The organism is Bradyrhizobium sp. NBAIM14 (assembly GCF_020193895.1).
Classification (GTDB): domain Bacteria; phylum Pseudomonadota; class Alphaproteobacteria; order Rhizobiales; family Xanthobacteraceae; genus Bradyrhizobium; species Bradyrhizobium yuanmingense.
The window spans coordinates 258,041-275,536 of record NZ_JADYVQ010000007.1 but is presented as its reverse complement, the minus strand read 5'-3'; the positions used below and the strand labels follow the sequence as shown (position 1 = coordinate 275,536).

The following is a 17,496-nucleotide window of genomic DNA, read 5'->3' as shown; positions in this document are numbered from 1 at the left end:
CCGGATTGAGGGGGGCGCTGAACGCCCGACGCATTTTTGTCGCGGTCACGGTTCTGCATCTCTCGAAGAAAACTTCGACGAGGTCAGCCTTTTGCGAGCACTTGCACCATTTGGAAGACGTATTCGGACCCTCTGGAAACGTGACCGGTGCCAGTCCCATCCACTCCGTTTCTTCCTAGCCGCGTTAGTTTCAGCTTGGTCAGCATTTAGAACCACCATGAGGAGCCTCTCGACCCTATCAAGGTCACCCTGTGACACCGATGTCTTGTCCTTCGAACGAAGTACACCGGTCGGGATAGGTGTGGCGGATGCGTCCAGCTTTAACCGCTCCTTCCATCGCAAGTATCTTTGCCCCACGTTTGCTCTGTGCTTCGCGTTGCTGGGATGCTTCGGGAACCTAAGTCGAGGCTGAGACCCCCGAGCTTTCACGACGAATTCAGTGGCGGGCGGCCCAAACCTTCGCTTGTCCAGTAATCCCTTGTAAGTGACCAGCGTATCGGCCACGCGCTCCAACATGCGGGCCGCTGTTTTGTAAGGCACATCGAGCGCCTCAGCCACCTCGGGCACACCAACGTTACGACTGTTGGTCCGACTAAGAACGTAAGCCAAGCGTATCCAATTCACGAAGGACACTCGGGTTCGTTCGAGCGCCGTGCCAACAGTGGCTGTAAATTGCCGGCGACATTCTCGGCAGTGACGCAGCCCCGCACGATGGGACTTCTTCTCTCCCCCAATTTCAAAGCTCTGAGCCTTCGCGTGGCAGTGCGGGCAGACGGGGCCGTCTGGCCATCTCAACGCTTCTACAGCGGCTCTCGCCGCGTGTTCGTCGTGGAAGACGGGATGATCGGAAGGGAAAGTCTTCATTGGGGCGGGTCATTAACGGACCTGTTTTGTTAAGTCCATTAATTTCGGCAGGTCTAGGCGCGAAGTAGAAGGCAAATCAACAACATGACCGAAGCTGATGGGTGATGGCCCGTCCTCAATGATAGGAAGGCGCTTTCATTGCTCTGAAAAGGCAGGAGGCGGAACTCCCTGTCGACCACAACGCTACTACGCAAGGAACTCAAATGACATTTCCGACTAACGAAACCGACTTCGAACAAGAAGAACTGAACTGGGATGATGCGCTCGATTGGCTCTACGGGGAGCTTGAACTCTGCCAGTGCGATCCTGCCGAGAACGAATGGCAGGTTGGCTACGAAACCGCACTCCGCGATTTCTTCTCGCACCTGATCGGGCGCGACCCGAGCGAAACCCTGCACTAAGCGACCAAAACAGAAACCAAAAAGAGAAATGACAACGACGACTAAATCACGCCCCCGGAAGAAGTCCACACGGGGCAAGGGCGCCCCAAGGGCCACTCAAGCTACATCAGCACGCCTCAAGGAACTTTGGGCCACCCCCGGGTTTCGCGAGAAGATGAAGCGCCGAGATCAAGCGCGGATCGCGGCTGCGAAGGCCGACCCGACCAAGTTCTACAGATACGGTGTGCCCGATGGGATGCGCCGAGCCGAAGCAGAACACCTGTGGGCACGAGCACACGAGCTTGCCGATAGGTTTATCGAAGGCCTGAAGGCGAAAGGTGAACTGCCTGACCTGCCCCGCCAGGTTGCCAACAACAGCGACGGTGGGATCTTCGTGCCACCTACTGACGAAGGAAAGGCCGAGGGTGCCCTGCGGGAAGCCTTCGTGCTCGCAGTTGGACCATCGACGCCCCGAGTGAAAGCTCAGGCCATCAACATCGTCCTCACGTACACCAAGGCCAAGCCAACCAGCAAGGACGCGCTTCTGCGGGATAGGCCCGAAGACTTTCTGAATACGATTATCGGCTCGGAGGACTAAGCAGACGCAAGCGGCGCCAGCCGCGCAAGGCGAGCACCAGAGGCCACAATGGGAGACCATAGAAGCCTCTGGTGAGCCTTGGCCGGCGGATAAGTTGAAGGCGCGAGCCCGATGGCCTGCACGAGAGGAGAACGCCGTAGACCGAGATCAACTTATCTCTACGTTTAGGTGTTGTCTCGCTGACCACATCCTATAGCTGATGTCACCTTCCGAGCTTCTGGACGCCTTGGAGTAACACCAATAAACAACCCAACCACGACATACCCGGTGAGGGCTCAGGGACTCCACTGAGGCCCTCTTGATGGGTGATGGCAGTTGCCGCACCCAGACGCCGAAACGAACCTTACGGGCTCCCTGTGGCCCACAAGGCAAGCTCCAAGACCGCTGCGGTTCGAGCTTTTCACCGTCAGCTCTCTCACACCCAATCTCCCCCTCTAGCTCCACCTTGATGGTTCTCTTAGGAGAAAAAGGGGGAGGTTTTAACAATCATCAAACATGACACTTCTAACCGTCCTTTGGGGACGAGGGGTCGTGTTCAATTCCAGGACGATTCTGCTTTGCAGACCTCTATCGACCAGCACGGGCTTGCTCTCGTGCCGTCGCAAATCTTCCTGAACCGTATGGTTCAACACTGGTCCGAAATCTCTGACGGCAACATGCCGGCCACACCAGCCCTCAAGGAGGCTTGGTGCGTCTTCGAGAGCAGGTCCAGAGAACTGATCATCAACAATGCGAGTGACAGTCCATTCAAGCCTTCTGTGGTGCTTCCCCTTCCAACGGGCTCGGGTAAGACCGAGGGCACCTGTGTTTACGCAGCTCTCCAAGCGGAGGCCAACGCGAAGGGCGAAGGGACACCAATCGGCGCTCTGATCGTCACACGGCTTATCAAGGACGCTGACAGCTTAGTGCAGAAGATCAACGCAATCGCTGGACGTACCGTGGCGGTCACCAGTCACACCGAGTGCAAACTCAAGGCTCACGAAATGGCCGCGGCGGACGTCCTGGTGATCACCCACGCCGCCTTTATGCGCGCCTGTTGGTCCTTCGGGTCGGGCTCAGAGGAGCGTTGGAATTCGTTCTACTCGTGGGCTGGAGGCCAGCGCCATCTCGTCGTGGTGGACGAAGCATTGCTGAACTCAGTTAGCCACCATCGGGTGAGCAGTAAGGACATTGAACTGGTGTTGCGAGCGATCCCGCACGAGGACAGGGACAAGTTCGGAGGTGCCATCGACACACTGACGAATTTACGGCGCTACCTCGACACGCGGGAACAAGAGCAGGCTCGCGGCGATGCTCAGACGGAGCCTCTGTGGGCTCAGGGCTTCCCCGAGCAGGCCACTGAGATTGAAGCTCTTCACGAGGCTTTGGGCTCCGCCGAGTTTGACCCGGACCTGTTCGCCGAGGATGCCGCACACAACGTTTCGACCGTGCTTGAGGCCGTGCAGGTCATGCTCGAAGAGTTCGCATACTATCATCGCAGCGGTGCTCAACACACACTGAACTCCGCTCGGTACATTATTCCCAAGGGCATGCCCGGTGTTCTCGTATTGGACGCCACCGCCCGCTCCAACATGACCTATGAGCTATTGGGAGGCGGTGTCATGATCGCCGATGTCCCTTCCGGCATTCGCAACTACGAGCGCGTGACCCTTCACGTTGCACGCACGACTTCGGGCATGGGCAAGACAAAGATGGAGAAAGCTAAGCACTCGCGCCTGCCTCGGCTCACTGCTGAACTACGAAAGGAACTCCCGGAAGGGAAAAATGTCTTCTTGTGCGTCCACAAGTGCGCCAAAGACTTGGCGGGCACCTACAGCACAAAAGAGCTCCCGCTTCACGTCGGCTACTGGGGCGCTGTGGACGGGAAGAATGATTGGCAGCATTGCAACGTGGCTGTGATCTACGGGCTTTACTGGCAGGACCCGACGCGTCCGATCAACAACGTGTTTGCCATCGATGGGCCGAAGGATGCCTCTTGGCTCAAGGCTCCCCGCCACGGCACACACGAGAACATCTTGGCCGTGATCTCTCAGAAGGACGTTTCGGCATCAGTGATCCAAGCCATCAATCGCATTTGCATCAGGCGCGTAACGGATGCTGACGGGGGATGCGCAGAGGCGGATGTGTACATCGTCTTGCCGAAGGACTGGCGTGGAGAGGCTATCCTAAGAGACATCCATACCAACATGCCGGGCCTGAAGCAGGTTGCGTGGGATTTCGAGCCTGATGGCCCGAAGGTGTATGCGCCACGCAGCAATTCGGTCGCTCAAGCGGTTATCGAACTGATGCGGACACGCGAGCCGGGGCAAACGCCTCTTTCCTACATTCGCACTCAGCTCTCACTGACAGGCAGGCAGTTCGGAAGGCTCAAGGAGGACCTTGCGAAGGTCGCCAGTAACTTGTCCGCCGCGCTTCGTGAGATGGGAGTTCTCTACAGGGTCGAAGGGCGCGGCTCCGCCACGAAAGGCTATCTCGTGAAAGTCGCGTAACCAGCACTAGGGCCGCACCAAGGCTTATCAGTCCGAGCCTCCGGTGCGGCCTCCGCCTCGCCAACGACCGCTAATTTCACCTAAGGCTCAGCTGGCTTACTTGCGCCTCCTTACCGATTTTAGCTCCGCCAAAAATCCTTGAACCGCGCCGACGTGAGTTCCGTGTACTTCACGGTGTGCTGGATGTTCCGGTGACCGAGATACGCTTGTAAGGCACGCGTGTCGTGTCCTCTGTTCGCCAGCGCGAACCCGCAGGCATGCCGCAACATGTGCGGATGAGCCTTGAACCCCAGGTTCGCCTGTGCGCCCGCCCGCTCGATCATCCGGGCAAAGCCTGCAGTGGTAAACGGCGCGCCACGCTCGGAAGTGAACACGAAGGGCGACTTGGGCTGCTGCTCGCGTTGCAGCCGCCGTAGCCGCCGCAGTTCGTCCCCGAGGATGGGATGGGTGCTCCGGCTGCCCTGCTTGACCCTGCGGACGTGCAGGGTGGCTGTCGTGAAGTCGATCTGATCCCAGCGAAGGTCAGCCAGCTCGGCCGCCCGCAGGCCGTGACGGTAGGCTACGAGGATCATGGTGCCGTCGCGGTGGCCCCAACGGTTGCTCTTGGTGGCCTCAAGCAGCCGCTCGACTTCGGCCTCAGTGAGGTACTCGCGGGTTCGAAGGTCGGCATTCGGGAGCCGCTTGGGTGTAACTGTTCGTTTTTCGATGGGCGGGGTGATCAGGCGGAGATGCGATTTTGCCATGGTTTCCTGCGTCGCTGCGGGTGTAACTGTTCGTATAATGACCCAATTACGAACAGTCAGCAACTTGGATTTTGATGCGTGCTCGCGAACGGGTCCCCTTTGCCCAAGTGGGGCCCCTTACGGAAAAGTCTGGTGGGGGATTTCAAAAACGAGGCTTAAAGCCGCCTCCGCCTCCGCCCGAGTTGCGGCAGCACTCAAGGAAAGCCTCTGCTCCAGCGGAGCAGGTTCTTTCCCACAGAGGGGCTTGGGTGGGGCGCAGATTGTACTCGAGTTTTCGACAGCGTCGTGGTAGCGAAATGGTTGGGTAGGGTCGATTCGGAAGATGGTTATGGGACGGGCGTTGAACATAACGGCCCTCTTTGCGGGGATAGGAGGTTTCGAGCTCGGCCTTCACCGAGCAGGACACAAGACTTCCTTGTTTTGCGAAAACGATAGAGAAGCGGCGGCCGTCCTTTCTGTACGCTTTCCGAAGACCAAGATAGTTCCCGACGTCCGGGACACGGATGAACTGCTTGAGAACATCTCACCGCGTTCAAATCTGCTTACTGCTGGATTTCCCTGCACTGACTTCAGCCAAGCCGGTCGCACTCAGGGTTTCGCCGGCAGTCAATCGGTGCTCGTCCGTGATACGTTGAAGCTGCTTGAGCGCCGGAAGTTCGACCACGTTCTGCTTGAGAACGTTCCGAATTGGCGCAAGTTACATCGGGGCCAGTATCTCGAAGAGGTAATCAGCGAGTTGGAGCGCTTAGGTTATCACTGGGCCTATAGAACTATAGACGCTCGCGCGTTCGGTCTCCCTCAACGTCGGCTCCGGGTCTTCTTATATGCGACCAAAGTGGACGACCCTCGGTCTGTGCTTTTTCAGGGCGATGTGCCGGAAGCCGATGCGAGGCGGCCAATAACAGACTGCGCCCATGGCTTCTATTGGACCGAGGGCACGCGAGGCCTTGGGTGGGGTGAGGACTGCGTGCCGACACTCAAGGGCGGTTCAGCTATTTCCATCCCTTCTCCACCAGCCATCTTGATGCCTGATGGCAACATCGTGACCCCCGACATTCGCGATGCCGAACGGCTTCAAGGATTCGCTGCCGGCTGGACGAACGTAGAGCACTCGCGGAGGGAAGCTAACGTCTTGCCATTCCGTCATAGACGGCGATGGATGCAAGTTGGCAACGCGGTGAATGTCGGTGTTTCGGCTTGGATTGGCAGACAATTGTCTCAACGCCCGGAAACCCCCTTGCTGTCAGAGGAATTGCTGGAGAAGGGCAAACCGTGGCCGGAAGCGGCTTGGGGCGACGGTAAGCGCCGGTGGCGGGTAGACATCGGTCATTGGCCCGTGGCTCGCAAACCGAAGGCGCTTGCCACTTTTCTTAAGTATCCGCCGGCCCCCCTTTCTGAGCGGGCGACGGCCGGTTTCCACGCGAGGATTTCGGCGTCCTCTTTGCGTTTCCCCGAGGGCTTTAAGGAGGCCGTCGCGAAGCACCTCGGCCTAATGCAAGCTAAGTCGCACCCGAGCAAGAAGTCCGGTCGTAGAACGCTCATGCCGCTCCAGGCAGAAGCCGCCGAGTGAACTCCGGGAAGCGATCAGAGAAAGTCTCCCCGACCACATCCGCTCGAATGAAGCGGGTTCGGCGGCAGGGGACTGATCTCGAATTGCTCGTGCGGCGCTACCTTTGGCAACAAGGAGTTCGCTTTTCTGTCAACACTCGTGGTCTTCCCGGCTCGCCGGACATAGCCAACCGGCGCCGCCGATGGGCTGTCTTCATCAACGGCTGCTTTTGGCATGGACATGAAGGCTGCGGTTTAGCCCGGCTTCCGAACACCAATCGAGCGTTCTGGTCTCGGAAAGTCGATGACAACCGCAGACGAGATGCTGCCAAGGTTAAGCAATTGCGGGCCCAAGGTTTTTTAGTGATCACGGTGTGGGGCTGCGAAATCAAGCATCTCGTCAAAACAGGCCATTCATCGGTTCTGAACCGCTTCGTTCGCAAGCTGAAGTCTCGTCCGCCGTCAAACTGACCTTCCGTTCGCTTGCTGCCTTCGCCATCGGGCCGTCGATTTACCGCTATGACAGAACCGAAGAATCGGTTTCTTCTTACGGTAGGTAAGACGATTTCGGATTGTGGAAGACCATGACGACGTGGAACGCCCTGTCGCCAGATCAGGCCATGGTGGATGCTCTCGATCAAGCTGACGACCCGACCTCTCGGGAAGCGATCAGGAACGAGCTTATCCGTCTTCTCAGCTTGGACAATCCCGACTTATCGCCGCTTCAAAAAATGCGGAAGCGTTGGTCGGAACAATTCGCTCGCGCATGTGCAACTATGGTCGCGAATGGGCTGAGAGCAATACCTGACATCGGCTCGGGATTTCACATCACCCCAGACGCGTCCGGTGGCAATCAAGAATCCTTCACACCCCTCGGGTACAAAAGAGGTAAGCGGATAGACGTTGTCGTCTCTCGCGAATTGCTTGGCTTGCAGATCGGAGTGTCGCTGAAGGGCATCAACTTCAGAGATGGGGCCGGGGGAAACTTTGACAAGAACTTGACTGGACGCCTCTATGAGCTGCGAGACGAAGTCAGCACGGTGCATGACTACTTACCCCGAGCGTTCATGGCCGGGTTATTCTTCGTGCCGGCAGCGGGTTGTTTTGACAAGAGCGTCGGTCCCAGCTCGTTTGCGCACACCGTCGCCCAATTGCGGTCACGTTCGGGACGCTTAGACCCATCGGTTCCAGCACAGAACTGGAAGTGTGACTTCGCAGCGGTTGGACTTTATGGATCGGGCGAGCCCGAAGAAGTCCAGAATGGCCTCCCGAGGGGAGTAGTCAGGTACTTCCCCGTGATTGATGCCGAGGGCCTCCCCAACCGACCTCCGCGACGAGGTTTGCCGGTTTTATCTACCACACTGACGCTTGACGAACTGCTCCGGTTACTCGTTGCGCATGCCGTGCGCGGTACGGCAGCTGGAACGTCGTTTGCGGAAGCAGCTGATGAAACCGTCATTCTACCCGCGCTAGACGCCTCGGCTCCATCGGTGGAGGTCGGCGATGACGCGCCCGATGATGGCCCGCTCGACACGACGAGCTGAGACCCGCTCAGGGCAGTATACCGCGCTGCCGACATTGTCTGTCGCCTAACGTTCGAACGCACCAACGTGGCCCCTCGGCCCCCGGTTGATGCTGCGCCGCGGTGCGGCTGTCCTCGTTCTGGGAGGTTGCAGCCCTTCTCCTTATCGCAGATAGATAGAGCGGGGGGGTGTGACATGGTTAAAGGAATTTTGAAGCCGTTCGAGGTGTCCGAGGACGACGTCGGCCGTTTGGGGCCCACAGAACTCGTTATGCTTATCAAGAGGCTCGTTGAAGCCGACCTACAGCAGTGGGGCGCGCCCCTCTCAGCCATCCAAGGAACGCTCAAAATCAACGTCCCGGATGGTGGCGAGGATCTCAGGGTAGCCTGGAGCCAGCCTTCGAGCACGACAGGCGCAACCGATCACTACTTTACAGTATTCCAGATGAAGGCAGAAAAGCTAACCGATGCCAAGCTGCGGAAGGAGCCAATTGAAGCCAACGGAAAGAGATTGAAACCTGCTGTGACAGAAGTGCTGGCGCGAGGAGGCACGTACATCATCGTAACCAGCAAAACAAATCTCACAACACCCAAGCGAGGCTCAAAGGTCCCCCGTCGCACAGAAGTCCGCAGTATTTTGCGTTCGGCCATTCGCAAAATTGACAAGCGGGTCGATAATGCGCGCGTTGATGTCTACGGCCCAGACAGAATTGCCGGTTGGGTGAATACCCATCCGATGGTAGCCGTTTGGATGAAGCAGTTACTTGGTCAAGCCTCCGCTGACTTTGCATTTCAAACGCTGGAAAATTGGTCGAGTTACCGAGACCTCTCGAACGAACTTGTTTCGTGGCCCTCATTTAACGAGCAATTGAGCGCGATACAGCAATCGTTGCTCCAACCTCGTGAGGTTATTCGTCTCCTCGGACATGCGGGGCTTGGTAAGTCACGGCTTGCATACGAAGCTGTTCGCTCAAGCGGTGGCGGTTGCGATTTGGCTCCTATCGTCGCCTATGCAAGGAAGTTCTCGGCCAATCTAATTCATCAGGTTCGAGACTTCATCCAGAACCAGCGTCGCGTCATTCTGATTGTCGATGACTGCCCACCCGCTCATCACCGAGAACTAAGTCAAGAAGTGCATAGAGCAGACAGTCTCCTGAGTATGGTCACGTTGGACCTCGATTTCGATAAGCCGCCGCCTGAGGATCAGGAAATCATCATCGATGCGGCTCCCAACGACGGTATCAAAGAAATCCTAAGAAGCTCAGGTGCAATCCTGCCTCCTGATGACTTAGAGAGAGCTACGGAGTTTTGCTCGGGCTTCCCGTTGATAGCCGTGCTCGTGGCGGCAGGTTTGAAAAGCGGTGCCGAGCATTTTGCGGACTTCCAAGATCCAGAAAACATAACAAGCAAGCTTGTATGGGGTCGGGGTACGATTGATGCGGAACTCTTGCGTTGTCTCCGCTGTATCTCACTCTTCGAGGCCGTGGGGATCATTGAACCTAAGAACGAACAAATCAAATGGATTGCCGAAAATCTTCTTGAAATGACGGCGGGTCAGCTGGAGGCTCGGCTCGAACATTTCTTCACGCGCCGCATTCTCCAGCGTAGAGGCTACTCTATTTTGGTTACACCGCGCCCATTGGCGGCGCAACTCGCCGCGGCATTCTGGCGTTACGCGACCAACGACCAGAGAAAGTCCTTGCTGGAAGGCTCAATGCCAGACGAGCTAAAGGAAGCTTTGTGCGATAGACTTTCCGATTTGAACTACCTCACGGACGCCAGAGCAGTTGCGGCGCAGCTGTGCGGTTCATCTGGCCCTTTCGGGTCGGCGAAGGCGCTAAATACTGACGTTGGGGCGCGGTGCCTTCGCAGATTGGCAGAGGTCGCCCCGGAAGACGTTGTGACTACTGTGGAGCGCGAGTTTGGTTCGCTTGATCTACCAACGCTGCAGGAAACAGTTGGACCTGGACGGCGCTGGCTTGTCTGGACCCTCGACGCGCTGGCTTGGGAGCCGTCCATTTTTCAGCGGACAATGCGCTTGCTTCTGAGACTGGCCGCTGCGGAAAATGAGACGTGGTCCAACAACGCAACCGGCGAATTTGTTCAGCGCTTTCGCGTTCAGCTTCCGGGTACCAGCGCAAGTCTGGCGGAGCGCTTGGATACATTGAAATTTCTCGTTGGAAACGCTGAGGACGGGGAATTGCCGGTTTTGATTTCTGCATTGTGCAAGGCCGTAGATGCCCATGGAGGAAGTCGGACGATTGGTTCCGAAAACCATGGCACACGGAAAACCTACTCGGACTATCGGCCTAAGACTTGGCGAGAGATTTTTTCGTACGCTCAGGGTGTGCTTAGGCTGCTCAGGACGCTCTCAGAACGAAGTGAGCATGCTTTGGTCACGGTCCGACAAGCATTCGCCGCCATCGACGCCAGCATGCTAATCTCCGAGGCCGTGTTCCCTGACTATGAGGCTCTTGTCGATTTCCTAAGGCCCCAAGGAGTTACTTGGGGTCAACTTCTGGAGCATCTCTCTTGGCAATTGAACTATCGGCTTGAAGGTGAAGACCACGCTGATGGACGTGAGAGGGTGACGCAACTGTTCACCCGCCTCCTTCCGACCTCTCTCGAAGATAGGATACTGTTCTATGTTAAGAGCGTGCCCTACCACTTCAGGGAGCTCGACAGTGATGAACACGATTTCGAGCAGAACAGTCGGCGAGCTGCCGAATTAGGACAGGAGTGTACCCACCATTGGGGTGTCTTTGAGAAAGTAATCGGGCCATTGAGCGAGGGGGAAACCAGACAGAGCTTTGCCTTCGGTAGATCGTTCTTGAAGTTCACTGATAGGCCCTTCGATGCTATTCAACTTGCCACTGAAAGCCTCCAAGCAGCTGAAAGGCCAAACGAGTCATTGCTTGGCGGGATGATCCACGCGCTTTTCGCAAGAGACGAGCAGGCAGTCTACCCGTTGCTTAGCCGTATTGCTCAAGCGCCTCCTCTACGGAAGTTTGTTCCTTATTTCGCGGCCTTAAATCTCACTCCGCAAAGTCTCAACTTGGTTGTCGATTTGATTGACAAGGATGAGCTCGCCCCAGAGGCCGTAGGTATCTTCGGCTCGGGTGGCGTTCTGCAGTCGATGCCAGCAAGGGAAATAAAGCGCCTGATGAACAGTCTCGTTCGTCGGGGCGAAGAGGGTGCGTGGGTAGCCGTCGATCTGCTCTCGATGTACATGCACGGTGACAAGACAAAGTTTGGAACGGTTCGCGAAGAAATCGATCATGCGGTGAGAGGGGCGCCGTTTGCTTTCCCCAAACACAACGCGGCCATGGACAAGCATCACTATGAGACTTTAGTGAAGATGCTTTTGGGAGATCCTGTGCTCGGTGCCCCGCTCGCAAGGTACTTGGCAGAGCAGTTGATTGCCGCATCTAAGGACTATCGAGCAGCGAGCAACGATCTTCTCCAAAAGCTCACCGAGCTGATAATGGTAAAGTATGCACCAACGGTGCTTCCGATGTTCGCATCCTACATAGAGCAGGCCGACCGAGGGGATCGATGGCATTTCGCTCACATCCTTGGATCGCCGTTTAGCTTCAGGGGAAAAGTGGATGGCCCGCTGTTTCAATTGGATGCGGCTACAATCGTATCAACATGTAAGACCTATCCGAAAAACTTTGCTCGCATGGTCGCGGAAATGGCGCCGCTTTTTGCTACCCACGATGGACGAAAGACTTGGACCGAGCTTGGCTCCGCCATGCTTAGTGAGTTTGGTTCCAGGAAGGACATACAGGATGCGCTTTCGATGAACATCGGTACGGGGGGATGGAGTGGCCCCACTTCTGCTCACTTGCGCTCCTTCGTTTCCCCTCTGGAAGAGCTCAAGGATCACCCTGTGCGGCAGGTGCGTTCTTGGGCCCGCGAGAGGCTCAAAATTTTGCACGGCCAGATCGAGCGAGAACTCAGGGACGAGGAAGAGGAGACTGTGCGGCGTGGCTGAAGCGCCGGCTCCTGAGTGAAGCCGCATGGCCGGATCGCTTGCCTATTTGTCTGGTACATCGTAGTGGTATCACCAGAGCCGGCAGGAAAGCGATTTCCCAAGTCAAATCAATGGTGTGTTGGGCTGCGCTTCGCCTCGTTCCGGGCGCGCCATTCTTTGCCGAAAGGTCAGGACAGGACAGCATCTGGTCGCCAGACCGGCCCGAGACCGGATGGCCATGCCGTGTGGGGAGCTGGATGAGGATATCGCAGGCGTTCAAGTTCGAGGCGGCGCATCGGCTGCCAAACGTGCCCGAGACTCACAGGTGCAGCCGGCTGCATGGTCATTCCTATCGGGTCGAGGTCCAGCTGGATGGGCCGGTTGACCCGCACACCGGCTTCGTCGCTGATTTCTTCGATATCGAAAAAAGCTTCGCCGGCATCATGGCGACGCTGGACCACCAGTGCCTGAACGAGGTCGACGGCCTCGCGAATCCGACCGCCGAGAATATCGCGGTCTGGATCTGGGACCGCTTGAAGCCCAGCCTGCCGCTGCTGTGGGCGGTCCGCGTTTATGAAACGACGGATTGCTGGGCCGAATATCAGGGGCGGTGACGACGGCCCGCTGACCCAGCGCCGGTCTCACCGACGCCATATGGGAACCCGCAGGGAAACTCTGGATCAGCCGTATGAGCGGAGTGGTGCTGCTTGCGCGCCGCCGGACGGGTCTCATTGCTCACGAATATATGAGCTGTGTTGATAACCGCATGCGGGTTGGAAGGTTTAATTTCAAGCTGGCGTAGAATGTCCGCAATGCCAGTTGTGCTTGGCCCCTGTACAGGGAAACCGTTGATGGAACGCAAGCTCGCCGCGATCATGGCCGCCGACATCGTCAGCTACAGCCTGATGATGGCCGAAAACGAGGCCTCCACCTATAAAGAGCTGCGCACGGTCTTCGACAATCTGATCGAGCCCACAGTCGCGCAGCATGGTGGACGCATCTTCAAGAAGACCGGCGACGGGTTTCTGGCGATGTTTCCCAGCGTCAACGAAGCCGTTGATGCCGGCTCTGCCATCCAGCAAGGGTTCGACAACGCCCCGTTTGAGCTGCGCATAGGCATCAACCTCGGTGATGTCATCGAGGATAATGGCGACATGTACGGCGACGGCGTTAATGTCGCCACACGGCTCGAGACGATGGCCGATCCCGGCAGCATCTTTGTTAGCGGCGCTGTCGTCATGGCCGCAGACCGCAATCGCGGCGATGTGTTCGCGCGTGTGGGCCGCAGGCGCGCCAAAAACATTCCCGACCGTCTTAACGTCTACCGGGTCCGACGCGCGCAATCCTCGTGGTCTCGCTGGCGAAAAGTCCCGCGCGTTCTACGCGGTACCGCTGCGCGCTGGTCATATGGCGTCGCCGCCGTAGCCCTTGTCCTCATCGGCACCCAAATCCAACCGCTTTCCCTAGCGGCGATGGTCAGCCGGCTCCCGGCCGCGCTATCTTTCGACCAGACCCGCGCCGACCCGCGCCCGTCAGTTGCGGTCATGCCCTTTGCGACCATGGGCGGGGACCAGTCGTACTTTGCAGACGGGCTGACCGAGGATGTGACCACGGCGCTCGCAAGGAATTCCGAGCTTCAGATCATCGCGCGCGACTCCACCTATGCCGTGCGCGGGCAAGACAGCGATATGCGCAAGCTCGGGGCAAAGCTGGGCGTTTCCTACGTGGTGGAAGGCAGCGCGCGCCGCGAGGGAGACCGGCTTCGCGTCTCGGCGCAGCTGATCGACGTGAAATCGGGCGCGCACCTTTGGTCGCGCAGCTTCGACAGGCAGGTTGCCGACGTCTTCACCGTACAAAGCGAGCTGACCACGGAAATCGTCGCCCAGCTCGCGCCGTATATCGGCCGAAGTGAAGCCATCGCTGCCGCGCAACGTCCGACCGACAACCTCCAGGCTTACGATCTTCTCCTGCGGGCCCGTCATCGATACCGGCATGGCGTCCAGGATGCGGAAGCACTCATGGAGGCACGCGGCCTCTATCAGCGCGCGCTGGAAATGGACCCGGCCTATGCCGCCGCTCGTGCGGGCTTGGCGCTCACTTACATCGCGGATGTGGCCAAGAGGTCGAGTGGTCGGGCGACAGCGCATGAGCTGGAACTAGGTCTTAGCGAAGCGCGCCAGGCTGTGCGCCTCGATCCCAATCTCTCGCTCGGCTATCAGGTGATCAGCTTCGGGCTGGCGGTGCAGGGCGATTATGCGGGTGGCTTGCAGGCCGCCAAGCGCGCCGTCGAACTGAATCCCAATGACCCGGATAGCATGATGGCATTGGCAAAAGCACAAGTCCGTTTCGGGGACTACGCGGACGCCGTTGCCAATGCCGAACGGGCACGTCGCCTCCATCCCATGGCACCGGAATATTACGCCTACGTGCACGGCCAGGCTCTTTACGCCGCTGATCGTCGCGATGAGTCGGCTACCGTGATCTCCGAATGCCTTGTAAGGGCGCCGCGCGATGCCAACTGCCTGCTCATCCAGGCTGCGCTGCAAGGGCGGCGCGGTGATATAGAAGCGGCGCAGCTGACGATGGCAAGCTTGGTAGGGGCCCAACCGACATTTTCGTTGGAGGCAGAGCGCTCTTATCGCCGGTTTGGCAACAAGCCGCTCATGGAGCAGTTCCTGAAGGACCTGACGGTGGCGAAGGCACCGGGGGCTGCGTAATAGGATTTTTGTTCAGTTTCATCTCGTCGGGCGCACCGTTTCGATAGTAAGTTCGTCCGATGCGCACGATCGATCATCTATTCTCCCGCTTCGTTTTATTCCTTGCCATCGCAGTCGCCCCGGTGCTTCCCGCGCGCGCGGCCGAAACCTGCCCGTTCATCAGCGCCCAGGAGCTCGCCCGGGCGATGCCGGCGCTGAAATGGTCGCTGATTTCGAACCAGGACGGCCGCGGCTGCATCTACCAGGCCGGGCGCGGCGACACGATGATGCTCTCCGTGTTCCGCAATCCCGACAAGGACCGCGCCGGGGAATTGTACGCGACCTTCGTCAAGACGCTTGGCGAACGCATGCCGCTGAGCGCAGTGTCCGGAATCGGCGACGAAGGCCAGGGTGGAACGAGCGCGGCGGGCGCGGAACGCCAGGAGGCCTCGGTCGTCGCCCTGTCCGGCGACTACATTCTGCAGATCAGCGTCTATCCGGTCGGCCGGCGTGCCGATGATGCGCTGCTCGCGCCGATCACTGAGGCCGCGCGCGTTGCCGTCGGCAATGTGAGCAGGAGCAGCGAGCGGTTCGGCAATTGCGAGTGGCTCACGGCCGCCGATGCCGACGGCTTTCTCGACAACGGCACGCTGACGGTGCAGCGGACCGGGGCAGGCAGCTGCATGATGTTCGATCGTGAGGCCAACACCATGACCGTCGCGGTGATCACGACCTCGCGCGATACCGCCATCGGCATGATGAAGCGTGCAGGGCCATGCACGCACGTGGCGATCCCCGAGCTCGGCCGCGAAGCCTTCGGCGAGCATTCCTGCACCAAGGGCAACGGCAACGCCGTCCACATCCATGTCTGGAAGAACGGCCGCCAGGCCTCGATCCTGTTCGCCCCGGTCAAGCCGCATCCGCAGTCCGGCTCGGTCGAGCGCCTGAAGGCGGTTGCCGCGCGGGTGTATGGGAAACTGTGACGACGGTGGTCGGGGTCACACTTGTGTCGCGCAATTCTGGATTGCGTTTGCCGCGGGCGCAGCTATCGTCCCACACCGCACGGTCTGCTGGAAAGCCCTTGATGTCTAAGCGTCGCACATGGTCCGCAGCCAGTGACTTGATCTGTGTCGCTGCCGCGCTGCTGCTATCAGCCCTCACCGCCGATGCCCAGGAGGCACAGTGGTCTCCGTTGTGGGATGCCTTGACGAAGCGGTCCGACGCAAAGGTGGTTGATGGCGTCAATGACAAGGGCAAGGCGACGCGACGTATAGATCTCTCCTCGGGGGTGTCCTTCTTTTTGGAGCGCGATGGCGACCGGATCATGAGTACCGGGTTCGACAATAGCGGACGCGGAGCCGTGCAATGCAGTTGGGAGATTTATGTCGGGGTTCGAGCCTACACCGAAGTTTGCCAGCCGGGCGAAGATCAAGCCTTTGAAGCCGATCTGGACGATGCGATAGCTCGCATGAACGAGTTCATCGTTGAGAACAGCATCGTTCCCGTGACCAAATCGGAGCTTCAGGATGCCATTCGGCAACGTAAGCAGCACGTCGGGGACGTGGTGCGCGGGCAATCCGACGACGATCGCCGCAAGCTGTGCGAAGCCAACCCTATTCGTCCCATGAGCATTGCATTGCGGTCCGCTTCGCACGACTTGCGAGTTTCAACTTTGAACACGCTCTTGTCCGTCAAGCGACCACCGGTGAAGAATCCGTGCCTTTGAGCGTGCCGCTGCCGGCGTGATGCGGTTTCGCAAACGACACAAGGCGACAGCAACATCCGGGACCGCCCAGCGGCCCCGGATGCCATCCGCCTACACCGTCAGCCCGCAAGCCCGCCGGATCGCGATCTGAATCGGCGAAGGTGGCAGCGCCGGATCGAATTCGCGCTTCGGCAGCAGCGGAGGCTGTGCCATGAAGCGCGGCTCTTTCCCGCGGTGGGGTTGCGCGGCATGAACCAGGAACGGGTGGCACAGATAGACGGTGCCTGGCTTGCCGGTCGCAAGTTCAACCTCGCGATCCCTTGTCGACGCCCAGTCGCCGGCAGCAAGTTGCCGGAGCGTTGCGCCCGCCTCGCCATGGGGCAGTAGCTCCCGCGCGATGGCCGCATGCGAGCCTTTCCGGATTCGCGTGGGCGCATCATCGTTTCCGACGTCCGAGAACAGGAAGAGCATCAGCAGCGCACGGCCGCTGCTCTTCACATTGGCACGCCATTCCATGAAGTCGGCATGGGCTGTGCCAAAGCTCATGTCCACATGCCAGCCATCGTCGCCTGGCGATTGCGATGACGGGAAGCGGATCGGAAAGGTTCCGAGGCCCCTGGGCGCAAGCCAGCGTCCTTCGCCGGCGAGCTGATCATAGGCCTTGTGCAGACGCGGCGTGTTCGCGGCTTCAATGAAGGGGGGCGTCGCTTTGGCGCCGACCCGGACAACGGGCTGGGTCCAATGTTCGGGCTCGTCCGGCGACAGGCCGATATCGGCCCACAGCTCGTCCCTGCATTGCTTGGCAAGGTCGGTGCTGAAGGCATTCTCGAGTTTGACGAAACCGTCGTCGATGAAGGTCTGGACCTGACGGGGCGTCAGGCCAACCTGTTCGGTCTTGGGCATTGCACATCTCTCCGTTCGGCTACCGCAGCGCGCGTAGCCGTTTGATCTGAGTGGCGCAGGAGCGCCGGAACG

14 protein-coding genes are annotated in these 17,496 nt (G+C 58.7%); 11 read left to right on the top strand and 3 right to left on the bottom strand.

What is annotated here, in order from left to right; translation table 11 throughout:
- Positions 1 to 45 precede the first annotated feature (45 nt).
- Positions 46 to 864, bottom strand: a complete 819-nt coding sequence (locus I6F28_RS37810; protein WP_225140626.1) for a transposase — start codon at positions 862 to 864, stop codon at positions 46 to 48.
- 203 nt (positions 865 to 1,067) lie between these two features.
- Between I6F28_RS37810 and I6F28_RS19990 the strand changes: the two genes are divergently transcribed.
- From I6F28_RS19990 to I6F28_RS19980, 3 genes are all read left to right on the top strand, one after another.
- Positions 1,068 to 1,265, top strand: a complete 198-nt coding sequence (locus tag I6F28_RS19990) for a hypothetical protein (RefSeq protein ID WP_225140615.1) — start codon at positions 1,068 to 1,070, stop codon at positions 1,263 to 1,265.
- Between the two features lie 154 nt (positions 1,266 to 1,419).
- Positions 1,420 to 1,842, top strand: coding sequence for a hypothetical protein (locus I6F28_RS19985; RefSeq protein WP_225140614.1), 423 nt, complete (start codon positions 1,420 to 1,422; stop codon positions 1,840 to 1,842).
- A gap of 557 nt (positions 1,843 to 2,399) precedes the next feature.
- Positions 2,400 to 4,331: a DEAD/DEAH box helicase family protein gene (locus tag I6F28_RS19980; RefSeq protein ID WP_225140612.1), complete on the top strand. Its 1,932-nt coding sequence runs from the start codon at positions 2,400 to 2,402 to the stop codon at positions 4,329 to 4,331.
- A 119-nt stretch (positions 4,332 to 4,450) separates the two neighbouring features.
- On the opposite strand, the gene I6F28_RS19975 is transcribed toward I6F28_RS19980, so the two are convergent.
- On the bottom strand, positions 4,451 to 5,074 hold the full coding sequence (locus I6F28_RS19975) for a tyrosine-type recombinase/integrase (RefSeq protein ID WP_225140610.1): 624 nt from the start codon (positions 5,072 to 5,074) through the stop codon (positions 4,451 to 4,453).
- Between the two features lie 328 nt (positions 5,075 to 5,402).
- Between I6F28_RS19975 and I6F28_RS19970 the strand changes: the two genes are divergently transcribed.
- The 8 genes from I6F28_RS19970 to I6F28_RS19935 all read left to right on the top strand — a co-directional run bounded on the left by I6F28_RS19970 (position 5,403) and on the right by I6F28_RS19935 (position 16,542).
- Complete coding sequence (locus tag I6F28_RS19970) at positions 5,403 to 6,644, top strand: DNA cytosine methyltransferase (RefSeq protein ID WP_225140608.1); 1,242 nt, start codon at positions 5,403 to 5,405, stop codon at positions 6,642 to 6,644.
- Positions 6,641 to 7,093 (top strand): very short patch repair endonuclease, encoded by a 453-nt coding sequence (locus tag I6F28_RS19965; RefSeq protein ID WP_225140606.1) that lies wholly within the window; start codon positions 6,641 to 6,643, stop codon positions 7,091 to 7,093. The genes I6F28_RS19970 and I6F28_RS19965 overlap by 4 nt, the downstream gene beginning before the upstream one ends.
- 113 nt (positions 7,094 to 7,206) lie before the next feature.
- Positions 7,207 to 8,166, top strand: coding sequence for a hypothetical protein (locus tag I6F28_RS19960; RefSeq protein ID WP_225140604.1), 960 nt, complete (start codon positions 7,207 to 7,209; stop codon positions 8,164 to 8,166).
- A 174-nt stretch (positions 8,167 to 8,340) separates the two neighbouring features.
- Complete coding sequence (locus I6F28_RS19955; protein ID WP_225140602.1) at positions 8,341 to 12,141, top strand: hypothetical protein; 3,801 nt, start codon at positions 8,341 to 8,343, stop codon at positions 12,139 to 12,141.
- 236 nt (positions 12,142 to 12,377) lie between these two features.
- Positions 12,378 to 12,734, top strand: a complete 357-nt coding sequence (gene queD, locus I6F28_RS19950; RefSeq protein WP_225140600.1) for a 6-carboxytetrahydropterin synthase QueD — start codon at positions 12,378 to 12,380, stop codon at positions 12,732 to 12,734.
- A 237-nt stretch (positions 12,735 to 12,971) separates the two neighbouring features.
- Entirely contained in the window at positions 12,972 to 14,837 is a 1,866-nt protein-coding gene (locus I6F28_RS19945) for a tetratricopeptide repeat protein (RefSeq protein ID WP_225140599.1), read from the top strand.
- Between the two features lie 59 nt (positions 14,838 to 14,896).
- Positions 14,897 to 15,799 carry a hypothetical protein gene (locus I6F28_RS19940; protein WP_225140598.1) on the top strand — a complete coding sequence of 301 codons (903 nt, stop codon included), beginning with the start codon at positions 14,897 to 14,899 and terminating at the stop codon, positions 15,797 to 15,799.
- 101 nt (positions 15,800 to 15,900) lie between these two features.
- A complete protein-coding gene (locus I6F28_RS19935; RefSeq protein WP_225140597.1) occupies positions 15,901 to 16,542 on the top strand; it encodes a hypothetical protein in 642 nt (213 codons plus the stop codon).
- 90 nt (positions 16,543 to 16,632) lie between these two features.
- Here I6F28_RS19935 and I6F28_RS19930 read toward each other — a convergent pair whose 3' ends face one another.
- Entirely contained in the window at positions 16,633 to 17,424 is a 792-nt protein-coding gene (locus I6F28_RS19930) for a phytanoyl-CoA dioxygenase family protein (protein WP_225140596.1), read from the bottom strand.
- Positions 17,425 to 17,496: the final 72 nt, after the last annotated feature.